Here is a 14114-nt window from a genome sequence, read left to right on the forward strand (position 1 = left end):
GATGACACGTGTCGTAAATGTCGCTTTTCAAGGGGGCGGCGCTCGCCTCATCACGCTCATTGCCGCCGCCGATGCGATCAAAGGCCTTCAGAACGACGGCAAGATCGCGGTCAAAGCGGTGGCGGGCTCTTCGGCCGGGTCGCTCGCGGCGTTTCTTTTGACGCAGAACATCAAATACGACGACCTGAAAAAAGCAATTCGCAGAAAAGACAAAGAAATTCGAAAGAACTTTCCGCGCTTCGGAAAGTTTCGGGGATGGCTGTTCGTCCTGTGGTTCATGCTGACCGGCAAAACGGTCTACGACGTCCGGAAGTTCGACGCGCTGCTCGAAGACATTTTCCGGGAGCTCGGACTCGACGTGCGGCGCAGCCTGTCCGACTTCGAGTCCGATATCAAGCTCCACATCATGATTTCCGATGTCTATCAGGCGCGCTCGGCGCCTTGCCATATGGGCGACACGCTGCGACATGCGCTGCGTGCGTCTTGCTCGATTCCGGTGGTTTTCGCGTCCTATGCCCGCGACGATCACGGCCAGCAGGTCGATGGCGGCGTGTTCGACAATTTGCCGACCGAAATTCTAGCGGAAAGCGCAGGGGGCACTCCCGTATTCGCCATAGGCTTTTCGCCGCGGCCGATTCGATCGGCGAAATCGAGCGCCGGCTATTTGTTCGCCCTGATCTCGTCCATGATCTCGCAAAGGGAGACGCGGTCGAGAGCGATCGTCGGCGTCAAGAATGTGCTGCCGCTGGAGACGGCGCTCGACACTTTCGACTTCCACGACATCGTCGGCGTCGGCCTCGACGAGGAATATGACCATGTCAAAGAGCAGACGCGAAATTTCTTTCTCGGTTGGCTGAACGGCGCGCATTCCGACGCCGATCAGCAGCGATACACCGCGCCGATCAAGCTGCGCGACACCGAGACGCGACTTGTCGCCTTCATCGAGGAAAGCTGGCGGCACGCCGTGGGAATCAACCGCTATGTGAGGTTCAAGGTCGACGCTCACAGCCTGCTGCAAGCCAATTCGCCGGACCAGCTCTTCGTCGAGCAGCTATCGGAGATCCCGCCGGGAAAAGTCGTGCCCGGCGTCATTCTCCCGCTGGTCAATGGCGATGGGGCGCGTTCGAGAACGGAATGCCATATCCGTGTCGATGGACCGGACGGCGAGACGGTGCCGTTCACCGAGTTCATCGTGGAGCGCCAAATCGGGGACGGCCGGAAGCGCGACGACGTCGTCCTGCTGATCAACGACGACCTCACCAAATATTCAGGAAGGAGTCTCTATATTTTGAAAAAGGAGACGCGCTACGGATTCATGGCGCCCTTGCGGGACGCCGGACACGATATGCTCTCCGTGCGCAGCGGATATTGGAACGCCGAAGAAGTGTCGATACAGTTGAATGTGCCAGTGGAATTCGGCCCCGTCGAGGCGGCGTGGGATGGGTTCGGCGAAGCTGGCGCTCCCGTCGCGAGGCGGCCGCCCGACAGAGAGTTCAATGCGGGAATGACGCCGATCTTCGCGGTCTCTCGGCCGTCTCCCCGCGACTCCGGCATCAGGCTCTTGCTAACGAGAGCCGGGAGCAATAGATAGAGAGATTGTTTGTCATGTGTCATGCGATAGATCGACCGCGCCGGATTCGGACCATTGATGCAGCTCTGCAGAGCACGAGGAGAAATCGATGAAGACTGGTGGCGAACAAATCGTTTTGAACGCGGTGCTCTGACGCGTAAGGCGCGTGCTGGCCGAAAATGGACGTGCATGGCGTCCGCCGACCGCTCTGGGTCCCAGGGCGGTCTTTTTTTGGCGCTTCCGATTTGACGGAAGCGGCCGACCGAATCTCCGCATCATGCATGAACTCTTAATTTTTGCTGTGTAATTTTGTCGCATGGAGGATCGGGCGCATGTGGCGGCATGTGCGCGAAGGCATGACGCCACTCCTTCATTCCGGCGCCGATCCGGCTGTCTGCGGCCGCGGAGATTCTCCGCGGGCCGACGCCCGCTCTTTCCCATCACATCTGCGCCGCCAGGACTAAGATCGTCTCCGAGCGGCCATTCCATTCGGAGGCACTGTCGATGCGCCTGTCCATTTCCCGCGCCGCGAGCCTGCTCGCCGCCGTCGCTTTTCTCGCTTTCCTCGCGACGGCCGGCGCCGGGCGCTACATTCTCGACGAGCTGCGCATCGGCGGAAGCGCCTATCAGAAAATCGGCGCGGGCAAGGATTTCAACGCCGATCTCCTGCCGCCTCCGCTCTTCCTCGTGGAAGCCTATCTCGACGCGGAACTCGCCGCCTCCTTCAAGCTGGATGCGGCCGAGGCGAAATCGCGGCTGCGGACGCTGCGCGAGAAATTCGACGAGCGTCGCGGCTTCTGGTCCAAATCGACGCTTCTGCCCGCGAGCCTCGTCGCGCTCGCCAATGGACCCGCCGCCAAGGAGGCGGACGCCTTCTGGCGCGAGATCGACGTTTTCCTTCCCGCGGTCGAGCGTGGCGACAGCGCCGCGGTCAGCGCGTCGCTGGCGCGTCTCGACGAGCGCTTTTCGGCGCATCGCGCGCTCGTCGAGCGGCAGGTCGACGAGGCGAACGGCTTTGCGGCGTCGATGGAGAGTAGCGCGATCTCGCTGGTCGGGCGTTATGATCTCGCGAGCCTCGCGGCGACCTTCGCCATCATCGCCGCGCTCGCCGGCGCCGCGCTTCTGGCGCATCGGCGCGTGGTGAAGCCGATCGTGGCGCTTTCCGATTACGCCGCCAAGCTCGCGCGCGGCGACAAGCTCGGACAGCCGCCCTTCGCCGGGCGCGACGATGAGATCGGCCGGCTGCGCGACGCCATCGCCGTGGTTCACGACAAGCTCGAGGAGGTGCGCCTCGCCGAGGCGCGCGCCGCCGAGCAGAACGCCGCCGCCGCCGCCAAGCTGGAAGAAAAAGCCGCCGGCGCCAAATGGTACATAGAGAATCGCGACTTCTTCTTCGCCGAATATACGGCCGCCATGGAGCGGCTCGCCGAGGGCGACCTCGAGGTCCGCCTCAAGAAGGAGTTCATCAAGGATTACGAGAAGCTCCGCGCGCAGTTCAACGCCGCCGTGGAGCGTATGCAGCACACGCTGCGCGGCATTGTGGCGACGAGCGGCGCGATCGGCTCCAGCACGCGCGAGATCGCCCGCGCCTCCGAGGATCTCTCGCAGCGCAATGAGCAGCAGGCGGCGACATTGGCGCAGACGGCCGCGGCCGTCGGCCAGATCACCGACACGGTGCGCAAGGCGGCCGAGAGCGCCGTCGAAGCGCGCGAGATCGTCGGCGACGCCAAGACCGACGCCGTCAAGGGCGAGAAGATCGTCGGCGAGGCGATCGACGCGATGGGCGGCATAGAGAAGTCCTCCGAGCAGATCGGCCAGATCATCGGCGTCATCGACGAGATCGCCTTTCAGACCAATCTTCTCGCGCTCAACGCCGGCGTCGAGGCGGCGCGCGCGGGCGAAGCCGGCCGCGGTTTCGCCGTGGTGGCGACAGAGGTGCGCTCGCTGGCCCAGCGCTCGGCCGAGGCCGCCAAGGAGATCAAGGATCTGATCGCCGTCTCCAATGCGCGCGTGCAGGATGGCGTAACGCTGGTCGCCGAGACGGGCGCCTCGCTCCATCGCATCGTCGAGCAGGTCAATCGCATCGATGTCGTCGTCACTGCCATCGCCTCGAGCGCCGCGGCGCAATCGACCGGCCTGCGCGAGGTGAATACGGCGGTGCAGGAGATCGATCAGGTCACGCAGAAGAACGCCGCAATGTCCGAGGAGACCAATGCGGCGAGCCGTTCGCTGGCCGAGGACAGCGCCGAGCTGGTGCAGCTCGTCGCGCGCTTCAAGATCGGCGAGATCGAGACGCGCGCGCCGTCGAGGCCCATGCTGAAACGCGTCGCGACCGCGCGTTCCGGCTCCGCCGTGCGCAAGGAGGCGCCGCAGGAGGAAGAGTGGGCCGAGTTCTGAGAGCGCGGCGGCCGCGCAAAATAGCGAGCAGGGAGTAGGCCGCTCCCCGCTCACATCGTCCCGACTCAGCGTCCGAAGCCGCCGCCGCCCCCGCCGAAGCCGCCCCCGCCATAGCCGCCGCCGAATCCGCCTCCGCCGCCCCGGCCGGGGAAGCCCCCGCCCGATTGCGGCGCCGGCGATTGCGATCCCCCGCTCGGCGCTTGCGCCCGCGCCAGCTCTTCCTGGAAGACGCGGCAGCTCTTCTTCCTGTCGTAGCGGGCGAAGAAGGGGCTCGGAAAGGCCAGAAACTCCGCGCGCGTCACGCGGCCCTTTCCGGCCATGTCGAAATAATCGAATGTGGCGGAGCGAAACACGACGCTCGCGCGGGGAATGATCTCGAAATCCTGTGCGTCGATGAATCCGCGCTTACGCTTGTCGGCGAGGCGGAACATGCGCTCGAGATATTGCTTCCATTGCTCGCAAGTATAGACGCCGCCGGCGCCGCCCCATTCGCTCGATGTGGCGAGCACGTCATCCGCCCCGCCGCCGCCTGTCGGCCCGCGCGGCGCGTCGATCGGAACGCCGCGCGGTCGATGCTGCTGCGCGAGCGCTGCGCTCGAAACCAAAGCCAATAGACCGGCCGCCAGCCGGACCGCCGCACGTCCCATGGGATGACCTCCAGTGTCTTCGTCGGTCGATCGCGCGCCGCGAGAGAGCCGACAGCTCTGCAATATCACGAAATCGCCGCGCCCGGTCTCTGCTCGATTTCCGCGGGCAGACGAAAGCCTCGCGTCGCGCTATAGACGCTCTGCCCGCCGGGACGGAGTCGCCGCGCCATGACGAAAATCCTTTCGCGCCTGCCGATTTTCCTTCTCTTCGGCCTCATCGGTCTCCTTCCCGCGCGAGGTCAGGAGCGCTCCATCGTTCCGCTGAATGTTATCCATGGCGCCGATGGCGGCGGGCGCGCCTATGTCACAATGCGTTTCGGCAATGTGATGGGGCCGATGCGGCTCGACACAGCCGCCTCCACCAGCCGCATCAAGCTCGCGCCCTGGAATGCCGGCTTTCCGGCGCTGGGCGCCAGCGTATCCACCAGCGCCTCGGGCGTCGCTTCCCGCTGCGAGGATGTGGAGGCGGCCAATGTCGAGCTGAAGGCCGCGCAGGGCAATAATATCGGCCGGGCCAAATATCGCGTCACCCGCTGCGCGACCTCGGACGGGGACGATCTGCTCGGGCTCGATTTCTTCCAAGGCGCGCGCTTCTCGCTCGATCTCGAGAGCGGCGAGATGGTCTTTTTCCCGCAGGGCGACGGCGCGGGCTGGCGGCCCTTCCGAAGGCTGTGGCCGGATCAAAAGCTCGTCGGCCTCGAGGCGCGCCTCGGCAAGACGGCGGCGCTCGGCCTCTTCGACACCGGGGCCGAAATCTCCGCCGTCGATCGGCGGTTTCTCGAGCGGCACAAGGGGCTGTTCGTCCCGGTGAAGAAAAAGGCCAAGGTGAGCGAGGCCTCCGGCAAGAAGATCGACGCGAAAATCTATAAGGTCAAGGAGATCGACATAGGCGCGGGACGCGTGCTGAAGGATGTCGTCTTCGTCTCCTATGATTTTGGGCCTTTGCGCGAGGCGCTCGGCGGCGAGGCGCCGATCATCCTTGGATTCGACGTTTTGAGCCGGTTTCGGTGGGAGCTAGATTTCGGCGCGGAGGGGCCGCGGTGGAAGGCGGTGAGGTAGGCGGTGGCGACATAGCGATAAAGCTTGACTCTTGAGAGGGAAGGTTAGTTTATCAGTTTAATGCCTCGCATATACTTAAACAAAGAGGGGAAGCTATGTTCGTCAATATTGCAAATTGTTGCGCTGTTAAATATAGACTGCTCGATTGTCATATCAGGTTCTTCCGTTTCGAATCGCGCATACCAGAATAAATCCGAACAGCATGCGTGGAGTTCGATTACATCTCGTAACGCAGAATCAATTTGGTGTATGTGTATGAGCGTTTCGCTCGGCTTCCCTAGCAGAGAGGTTAGCCGAGAGTTTTGGACTTGAAGGCGTTTGATGCAGCCTGCGATTGGTTCAATATGGGGTTTGTCAGCGTGTTCTATGCAATCCCTAAGAACCTTGATTGCGTCTGATGGAAATTCAGGAATGCAAAATGAGCCTGCAAGTAGGCAATGGTCTGCTGTTCGTGGGTAAATATCTTTTAGTATATGACCGCATTTTTGTGCATATTGGCAAATTTCGGCTAATGCGGCCGGCATCACTGCGCGCGCAGCCACGCTTTTCCTGCTGCGTTGCTCTGCTTCTCTTTTAGCTATCATATGTTGCTGCCATACAACAAAGAACGCGGCTGCAATTACTCCAATCGCTGTCACCCAGGGTTGCCAGACACTCGTCGCTGACTGAGAATTTTTGAGAAAGTCATTGGCGAAAAACATTACGAGTGAAAGGAGAGTGGCTACCAATGCAAAGGCCAGAAAATCAAGGAGCGCCATTATCTTAGTTCCTGTGACAGACTGACCAAAGTAGTCGATCTTTCGTTGTTTTTCCAGAAGTGAAAGAGAGTTCCTGCCCGTGGTGTTGTGCGTGCCGTTCGCCCTCGCCCTTTGCGCCTCCCGCCGCTTTTCGCTAAAAGTCGGGAGAGCCGTTCCGAGGAAAGAAATGTCCCAAATTCCCGACTTCAGCAAAATCGCCTTCGCTCCCGTCGCCGCGACCCCGAAGGAGGCCGCCGAGCCGCGTCGCTGGCTGACGCCCGAGGGCATAGAAGTCAAGAATTCCTACGGGCCGCAGGACATAGACGGGCTCTCTTTCATCGATGGATTCCCCGGCGTCGCGCCCTATGTGCGCGGGCCTTATCCGACCATGTATGTCGCCCAGCCCTGGACGATCCGCCAATATGCGGGCTTCTCAACGGCCGAGGACAGCAACGCCTTCTACCGCCGCAATCTCGCCGCCGGGCAGAAGGGCCTCTCCATCGCCTTCGATCTCGCCACCCATCGCGGCTATGACAGCGATCATCCGCGCGTCTCCGGCGACGTCGGCATGGCGGGCGTCGCCATCGATTCCATCTATGACATGCGCACGCTCTTCGACGGCATTCCGCTCGAGCAGATGAGCGTGTCGATGACGATGAACGGCGCCGTTCTGCCGGTTCTCGCGCTGTTCATCGTGGCGGGCGAGGAGCAGGGCGTGCCGCCGGCGCAGCTCACCGGCACGATCCAGAACGACATCCTCAAAGAATTCATGGTGCGCAACACCTATATCTATCCGCCGTTTCCGTCGATGCGCATCGTCTCGGACATATTCGCCTACACCAGCAAGAATATGCCGAAGTTCAACTCCATCTCCATCTCCGGCTATCACATGCAGGAGGCCGGCGCCTCCGCCGATCTCGAGCTCGGCTACACGCTCGCCGATGGCGTCGAATATGTGCGCGCCGGCGTCGCCGCGGGGCTCGATATCGACGCTTTCGCGCCGCGGCTTTCCTTCTTCTTCGCCATTGGCATGAATTTCTTCATGGAGGTGGCCAAGCTCCGCGCCGCGCGCCTGCTGTGGGCGCGGCTGATGAAGGATCTCGGCGCCAAGTCCGAGAAGAGCATGACGTTGCGCACTCATTGCCAGACCTCCGGCTGGTCGCTCACCGCGCAAGATGTTTACGTCAACGCCATCCGCACCAGCGTCGAGGCGATGGCGGCGACTCAAGGGCATACGCAATCGCTGCACACCAATGCGCTCGACGAGGCGCTGGCGCTGCCGACCGACTTCTCCGCCCGCATCGCCCGCAATACCCAGATTGTTTTGCAGGAGGAGAGCGGCACGACGCGCATCATCGATCCTTGGGGCGGCTCCTTCTATGTCGAGAAGCTGACCGCCGAGCTGGCCGAAGCTGCGTGGAAGCATATCGAAGAGATCGAGAGCCTCGGCGGCATGGCCAAGGCGATCGCCGCGGGCCTGCCCAAGCAGCGCATCGAGGAGGTCGCGGCCAAGACGCAGGCGCGCATCGACACGGGACAGCAGGTCGTCGTCGGCGTGAACAAGTTCCGCCCGGACAGCGACGTCGCGCCGGATGTGCTGAAGGTCGATAATTCCGCCGTGCGCGCCGCGCAGATCGCCAAGCTCCAGCGCCTGCGCGCCGAGCGTGACGAGGCGAAGACGCAAGCCGCGCTCGATGCGCTGACCGAGGGCGCCAAGGGCGACGGCAATCTTCTGGCGCTGGCGATCGAGGCCGCGCGCGCCAAGGCGAGCGTCGGCGAAATCTCCTTCGCGATGGAAAAAGTCTTCGACCGCCATAAGCCCAAGGCCAATGTCATTTCCGGCGTCTATGCGCGCGAGGCGGGCGCCGATTGCGACAAGGTCGCGCGCGTGCGCAGCATGACGGCGGCCTTCGCCGAGAACGACAAGCGCAAGCCGAAGATCCTCGTCGCCAAGCTCGGCCAGGACGGCCATGACCGCGGCCAGAAGGTCATCGCCTCCGCCTTCACGGATCTGGGCTTCGAGGTCGTCATCGGCGATCTCTTCGCGACGCCGGAAGAAGTGGCCAAGCGCGCCGCGGAAGAACAGGTGCATATCGTCGGCGTGAACACGATGACCGCCGGCCATCTCGCTCTGACGCCGGAATTGCGCGACGCGCTGAAGGCGGCGGGACGCGAGGAGGTGATGATGGTCGTCGGCGGCGTCATTCCCGAGCAGGATTTTCAGGCGCTCTACGACGCCGGCGCCGCGGCGATCTTCCCGCCCGGCACCAATATTCCGGAAGCCGCCGAGAAAGTGCTGCAAGAGCTGAACATCCGGCTCGGCTATGCGCAGCGGGAGACGGTCCGGCAGTAGGCTCATGATGCGAGCCTTCAGGCTCGCATCATTTCACCACTCTGAATTTTTTGTCAGGTCGGGCCTGCGTCGGACGTCGCCACCTCCGCGGCGGGATCGCCGGGCTCGGTCTCCCAGGCGACGCCGGGAATGGCGACGATGCGCCAGCCGCGCGCATCGAGCCGACAGACGATCGCCTGCCGCTCCTCCATATAGGCGAGCAGCCGCCGCGCCCGTCCGGGCGAGCGCGTGCCATAGGCGCTGGCGACATCCGCGTCGGAAGGGCAGGGGCGGCGGTCGAAGGCCGCGCGGGCCAGCGATAGAAAAACCCCCTGCATATCCTCCGGCAGAGCGCCGGCCATTGCGAGCACCTCGGCCCAGGGCGAATCTGCGGATTCGGCTTCGGCGAGCTCTATGCCGGCATGGGCCACGGCGAGGCGACGGCGGAAGGCGGGCAGGCTCAAAGGCTCGCCGCCGATGCGGCGAATCCGGCAGCGCACCAGAAAATCCTGATAGAGCACGGCTATGGTGCGGAAATTGGCGTCGCCGTCGGTCAAAATCTCGCGCAGCGCCGAATCGATCGCAGCCTGACGCTGCTCGGGCGAGAGGCTCGGCGGCGGCTCGGCGGCGGGCGGCGCCGGCGGCGCGCTGCGGGCGAGCCGCGCCAGCACATCGGCGGTCGGCGCGGGCGGCGGCGGCCGGCGCGGCGCCTCGAAGCGCGCTTCATTGGCGCCCGGCGTGAAAATGAGATGCGCGTCGTCGGCGCCGGCCTCCGGCAGCGGCAGCAGCCTGGGGCTGACATTGCGCGCGGAAGTCTCCACCGGGCCGATGCGCACGGGCAGCGGGCGGCGCGCCATGGCCGGGCCGAGGGCGACGAAATTGCCGCTCTGCAGATCGCGGAACATTTCCGCCTGCCGCCGCTCCATGCCGAGCAGATCGGCGGCGCGCGCCATGTCTATGTCGAGGAAGGTGCGGCCCATGAGAAAATTGGATGCTTCCGCCGCGACATTCTTGGCGAGCTTGGCGAGGCGCTGTGTGGCGATGACGCCGGCGAGACCGCGCTTGCGGCCGCGACACATCAGATTGGTCATGGCGCCGAGCGAGGCCTTGCGCGCCTCGTCCGACACTTCGCCGGCGACGGCGGGCGCGAAGAGCTGCGCCTCGTCCACCACGACGAGCAGCGGATACCATTGGTCGCGCTCGGCGTCGAAAAGTCCGCCGAGAAAAGCGGCGGCGGCGTGCATCTGCTGCTCGGCGTCGAGCCCCTCGAGATCGAGCACCACAGAGACGCGGTGCTGGCGCGCCCGCGCGGCGATGCGGGTGAGATCGGCGACGCCGCAGCGGGCGTCCACCACCACATGGCCGTAGCGCTCGGCCAGCGTGACGAAATCGCCTTCCGGATCGATGATCGCCTGCTGCACCCAGGGCGCGCTCTGCTCCAGCAGGCGGCGCAGCAGATGCGATTTGCCGGAGCCGGAATTGCCCTGCACCAGAAGGCGCGTCGCCAGCAGCTCCTCGAGATCGAGCGTCGCGACGCCGCCATCGGCGCGGGTCCCGAGATCGATGGAAACCTTGGCGGGCGCCGTCATCGCGGCGCCCCTCCGGCCGTGAAGGAGGGAAAGATCATGGCGCGGAGTTAAACATCGATTCGCGCCGCCCGTTCAACCGCGCCGCGGCGCCTGTGGACAAGAGCGGAGAATTTTCTTCTACCGCGCGAATAGGAGGCGTTCTATGATGCGGATGCAGAAATTCATTGTGGCTTTGCGGAACGACGAGGCTTTGCGATGAAATGGCGTAATGCGGCGATCGCGGCTTTTTGTATCGGCGTTTCGACCGGAGCCGCGCGGGGCGCCGAGACGGACTCGCGCATCCCTGTCGCGCTGACTGCTCCCGAAAAGGCTTTCGTGCTCGATCAGATGCGCTTGTTCGTGAAGAGCGTGGAGCAGATCGTCACCGGCCTCGCCACGGGCGACAAGGCCATGGCCGTGGAAGCGGCGAGCGCGCGCGGCGCTATTCGCTTTCGTGCGGACGGCGCCATGTTTCCCGCGCTCAACGACAAATTCCCCGACAAATGGAAGCAGCTCGGCCAGCCGATGCGCAAGGGTTTCGACGAATTGTCGAAGGCGCTCGCGGAAGGCGAAGACACGATGCGCGCGCTGGCTCGGCTCGGCTCTCTCATGAGCAATTGCGTCGCCTGCCACGAAACCTATCGCATCGTCGACGCGAAGAACTGAGCGCATCAGCGCTCGCGCATTTTGGCGAAGGCGGCTTTTCCGGCTTCGCTCATCTCCTGCGTCAGGCCGACGAACATTCCTTCGACCATCGTCGTGACCGCGCGCGGCGCCGTCTCCGGCTCGCCGGCGGAAAAGGGCGGCTCCGGCGCATATTGCGCCAATAGCTGCACGCCTTCCGCGTAAGTGCGGTCGCGCAGCTGCGCGACCAGAGCGAGCGAGAAGTCGAGCCCCGCCGTCACGCCTTCCGCCGTTATGCGATTGCGATCCTTCACCACGCGGCCCGCGGCCGGCGTCGCGCCGAAAATCGGCAGCAGCGGCTTCGTCACCCAATGCGAGGTCGCGCGATAGCCGTCGAGCAATCCCGCCGCGCCGAGCAGCATGGAGCCCGTGCAGACGGAGGTGACATGGCTCGCTCTGCGTCCCGCCTCGCGCAGAAAGGCAAGAGTCGCCTCGTCGCGCATGGCCGCGAGCGTGCCATTCGAGCCGCCGGGCGCGCAGAGAATGTCGATTTCTTTCACATCCTCGAAACACGCCGAGGGGGTGAAGACGAGGCCTGTGTCGCTGCGCACAGGCTCCTTCGTCTTGGCGACGATCTCGATCTTTGCGCCCATCAGATTGGCGAGCATATATTGCGGCCCCACCATGTCGAGCGCGGTGAAGCCGGGATAGATCACAAAGGCGATCTTCTCCTTGCCCATCCAATGCGCCGGCATGGAGGACATGTCGTGCGAGGATGCTGCGGCTCGCGCAGCGCTCGGGCGAAACGTGGGCGCGGCGCTCGCGAGCAATGCCGCGAAAGCCGCAATTCCTTCGCCGAAACGGCGTCGATCGATATGGCTGTCCATGTCGCTCATCGTCGCTCCTACATGCGCGCGGAGAGTGTGGCGAAGAAGGTTCGTCCTTCCGCCGCCGCGAGATTTCCCGAGAGATAGGGATAGGCGGTGAGATAGCGCCGATCGCCGAGATTCTTGGCGTTGAGCGCGAAGGTGAAATTCTCGTGCTTGTAAATGAGCGCCGCGTCGAAGACGACATAGCCGCTGGTCATCCACGGCTTGCCGAGCTCGATCACTTGTCCAGAGGAGGCATAGAGGCCGGCGCCGAGCGACCATCCCGCGAGCGCGCCGGTGAAGGCGTAATTGCCCCACAGTCGTCCCGAATCCGCCGGCGCCAGATTGAGCGGAACATTCTGCAGCTTCGGATTCGCATTGCGCGAGATTTTCGCGTCGATATGGGCGTAGCTCGCGAGCACGGAAAATTCCGCGGTCGGCTGCCAGACGAGATCGGCCTCGAAGCCGGAGGAATGCCATTCGCCGGCCTGCGTCTGCGTGAGGCCGCCGGGCGCCGTCGTCGGCACATTGGTGCGCTTCAGATCGAAAAAAGCGAGCGTGCCGGAAAGGCCATAGAGTCCGTCGAGCTTGACACCCGCCTCGAATTGCTCGGAGCCTTCCGGCTTGGGCGCCGCGCCATTCGGACTGTTGAAGAAAGTGACGGCGCGCAGGCCCTGCGAATAGCTTCCATAGACCGACAGCCAATCGAGCAGATCATAGGTCGCGCCGGCGCGCGGCAGCACTTTGGTCTCGCTGGTGGAGAAAGTCTGCGGCGGCGAATAAGCGCCCTCATAGCTGTCGATGTCGATCATTGCGACGCGCAAGGCGCCGAGGAAATGCAGGCGATCGAAGATCGTCGACTGCAATTGCACAGTGGCGCCGGCGTTCTGATATTGATTATTGCTCCGATTGAACACCGTATAGCCGGACTGTCCGGGCAGCGGATAGGCGTAGAGCGGAAAGACGGGGGAGCGGAAATCCGTCGGCTGCGGAAAGCCGAACGCTCCGTAAATGCTCGAATCCGGTCCGGCGGCATAGGAAGCGGCGAGCTGGCCGCGCTCCCAGACGCGATTGAAATCGCCGCCGACGAGCAGCCGGTTTTGCGTCGGCCCGGCGTCGAATTTGGCGACGACATTGGAGGTGATGGCGAATTCCTCGAGCTGCTGCGCGAGTATCGTGTTCAGCATGACGAATTGACTGGGCCCGCCATAGGCGCCGAAGAAAGGATCGACCGAATAATTCGGCTGATTGCCGCCGAAAGGAATTTGCGACGGCTCATACATTCGCGAAGACGTCCAACGCGCGTTGGTGAAGGTCGAAAAAGTCTCGTCGAAGCGATGATCGAAGCGAATGGTGACGCCGGAGGATTCGGTCGTCGAGTCGGGAATCCGCGAATTGGCGAGGAAGCTCGTCGGCCGCAGCGAATAGAAAGTGCGGTCGAGCGTTCCCGTCGCCGGCAGGCCGGGATAATCGGGCTGATCGCGCCGCGACACATGGCCTTGGATCGTCAGCGAGGTGTCCTCGTTGGGCGCGAATTTCAGCGTCGGATCGATCGAATAGCTGCGGCGATGCACGACGTCTATGTTGGAATGCGTCGATTCATATTGCGCCGTCACGCGGAACAGCACGCTCTTATCGGCGGTGAGCGGCTGATTGACGTCTATATAGGGGCTGACGAAACGATAGCCGCCGGCGCGCACGCCGGCTTCTGCGAAACGCTCCGCCGTCGGCATTCGCGACACGATATTGACGACGCCGCCGACGGGGCTCGCGCCGCCCTGGAACAAAATGCTCGCCGGACCTTTCACCACCTCTATGCGCTCGACATTGGCGAGAAGATCGCGCACGCCGAGATCGTAATAGTTCGGCAATCCGTCCACATAGCGCTCGGCGCGCATTCCGCGCAGGCTCGGCCCTATGCCGCCGGGATACCGCGGATCGATCGCAATCAGGCCGGAGACATTGCGGAACGCCTCGCTCTGCGAAACGGCCTGGCTGTCGTCGATGAGCTTGCGCGGAATCACCTCTATCGACAAAGGCAGCTCTTTGATCGGCGTCGGAAGGCGCGTCGCCGTCGCGGTCTCCGCCTGATAGCCGCGCACCGGGCCGGCCGTGGTCTGCACTGTGGCCGGTCCCTGCCGCTCCGTCTCGGCGCTGTGTCTTTGCCGCGCCGCGTCTATGTCGATCGGCGGCAGCGCTTCCTGCGCGAGCGCCCCGCCGCCGAGAAAAACAATGGCCAGCGCATTCGCGCCGACGCTTCGCAGAAGATCGCGATCGAGCATAGGGCCTCCTTTGTCGCTCAATTCGTCCC

At 63.7% G+C, this 14114-nt stretch carries 10 protein-coding genes; 5 read left to right on the forward strand and 5 right to left on the reverse strand.

The genetic code is table 11. The features are described from left to right. Position 1: 1 nt before the first annotated feature. Positions 2–1591, forward strand: a complete 1590-nt coding sequence (locus KP010_RS19730; protein ID WP_142863372.1) for a patatin-like phospholipase family protein — start codon at positions 2–4, stop codon at positions 1589–1591. A 483-nt stretch (positions 1592–2074) separates the two neighbouring features. Continuing rightward, entirely contained in the window at positions 2075–3967 is a 1893-nt protein-coding gene (locus KP010_RS19735; protein WP_216281379.1) for a methyl-accepting chemotaxis protein, read from the forward strand. 65 nt (positions 3968–4032) lie between these two features. Here the strand turns inward: KP010_RS19735 and KP010_RS19740 are convergent, their stop codons facing one another. Continuing rightward, a complete protein-coding gene (locus KP010_RS19740) occupies positions 4033–4614 on the reverse strand; it encodes an EF-hand domain-containing protein (RefSeq protein ID WP_166143425.1) in 582 nt (193 codons plus the stop codon). A gap of 168 nt (positions 4615–4782) precedes the next feature. Between KP010_RS19740 and KP010_RS19745 the strand changes: the two genes are divergently transcribed. Further along, complete coding sequence (locus tag KP010_RS19745; protein WP_142863370.1) at positions 4783–5673, forward strand: retropepsin-like aspartic protease; 891 nt, start codon at positions 4783–4785, stop codon at positions 5671–5673. Between the two features lie 44 nt (positions 5674–5717). On the opposite strand, the gene KP010_RS19750 is transcribed toward KP010_RS19745, so the two are convergent. Continuing rightward, positions 5718–6623: a hypothetical protein gene (locus KP010_RS19750; RefSeq protein WP_142863369.1), complete on the reverse strand. Its 906-nt coding sequence runs from the start codon at positions 6621–6623 to the stop codon at positions 5718–5720. Here KP010_RS19750 and scpA point away from each other — a divergent pair. Further along, a complete protein-coding gene (gene scpA / locus KP010_RS19755) occupies positions 6598–8763 on the forward strand; it encodes a methylmalonyl-CoA mutase (RefSeq protein ID WP_142863368.1) in 2166 nt (721 codons plus the stop codon). The two genes, KP010_RS19750 and scpA, sit on opposite strands and share 26 nt — an antisense overlap. A gap of 53 nt (positions 8764–8816) precedes the next feature. On the opposite strand, the gene KP010_RS19760 is transcribed toward scpA, so the two are convergent. Next, a complete protein-coding gene (locus KP010_RS19760) occupies positions 8817–10331 on the reverse strand; it encodes an ATP-binding protein (protein ID WP_142863367.1) in 1515 nt (504 codons plus the stop codon). Positions 10332–10526: 195 nt separating this feature from the next. Between KP010_RS19760 and KP010_RS19765 the strand changes: the two genes are divergently transcribed. Beyond that, positions 10527–10976, forward strand: a complete 450-nt coding sequence (locus KP010_RS19765) for a cytochrome c (protein ID WP_142863366.1) — start codon at positions 10527–10529, stop codon at positions 10974–10976. Between the two features lie 5 nt (positions 10977–10981). On the opposite strand, the gene KP010_RS19770 is transcribed toward KP010_RS19765, so the two are convergent. Together KP010_RS19770 and KP010_RS19775 are read right to left on the reverse strand one after the other, a co-directional pair. Beyond that, positions 10982–11830: a DJ-1/PfpI family protein gene (locus KP010_RS19770; RefSeq protein ID WP_371824219.1), complete on the reverse strand. Its 849-nt coding sequence runs from the start codon at positions 11828–11830 to the stop codon at positions 10982–10984. An 8-nt stretch (positions 11831–11838) separates the two neighbouring features. Further along, positions 11839–14085, reverse strand: a complete 2247-nt coding sequence (locus KP010_RS19775; RefSeq protein WP_216281381.1) for a TonB-dependent siderophore receptor — start codon at positions 14083–14085, stop codon at positions 11839–11841. Positions 14086–14114: the final 29 nt, after the last annotated feature.

Origin of the sequence: Methylosinus sp. KRF6, from assembly GCF_018887255.1 — a bacterium.
In the GTDB taxonomy this organism is placed as follows: Bacteria; Pseudomonadota; Alphaproteobacteria; order Rhizobiales; family Beijerinckiaceae; genus Methylosinus; species Methylosinus sporium.

Coding starts and splice junctions, on each gene's coding strand:
- KP010_RS19730 (WP_142863372.1), top strand. CDS start 2: ATGACACGTGTCGTAAATGTCGCTTTTCAAGGGGGCGGCGCTCGCCTC.
- KP010_RS19735 (WP_216281379.1), top strand. CDS start 2,075: ATGCGCCTGTCCATTTCCCGCGCCGCGAGCCTGCTCGCCGCCGTCGCT.
- KP010_RS19740 (WP_166143425.1), bottom strand. CDS start 4,614: ATGGGACGTGCGGCGGTCCGGCTGGCGGCCGGTCTATTGGCTTTGGTT.
- KP010_RS19745 (WP_142863370.1), top strand. CDS start 4,783: ATGACGAAAATCCTTTCGCGCCTGCCGATTTTCCTTCTCTTCGGCCTC.
- scpA (WP_142863368.1), top strand. CDS start 6,598: ATGTCCCAAATTCCCGACTTCAGCAAAATCGCCTTCGCTCCCGTCGCC.
- KP010_RS19760 (WP_142863367.1), bottom strand. CDS start 10,331: ATGACGGCGCCCGCCAAGGTTTCCATCGATCTCGGGACCCGCGCCGAT.
- KP010_RS19765 (WP_142863366.1), top strand. CDS start 10,527: ATGAAATGGCGTAATGCGGCGATCGCGGCTTTTTGTATCGGCGTTTCG.
- KP010_RS19770 (WP_371824219.1), bottom strand. CDS start 11,830: ATGAGCGACATGGACAGCCATATCGATCGACGCCGTTTCGGCGAAGGA.
- KP010_RS19775 (WP_216281381.1), bottom strand. CDS start 14,085: ATGCTCGATCGCGATCTTCTGCGAAGCGTCGGCGCGAATGCGCTGGCC.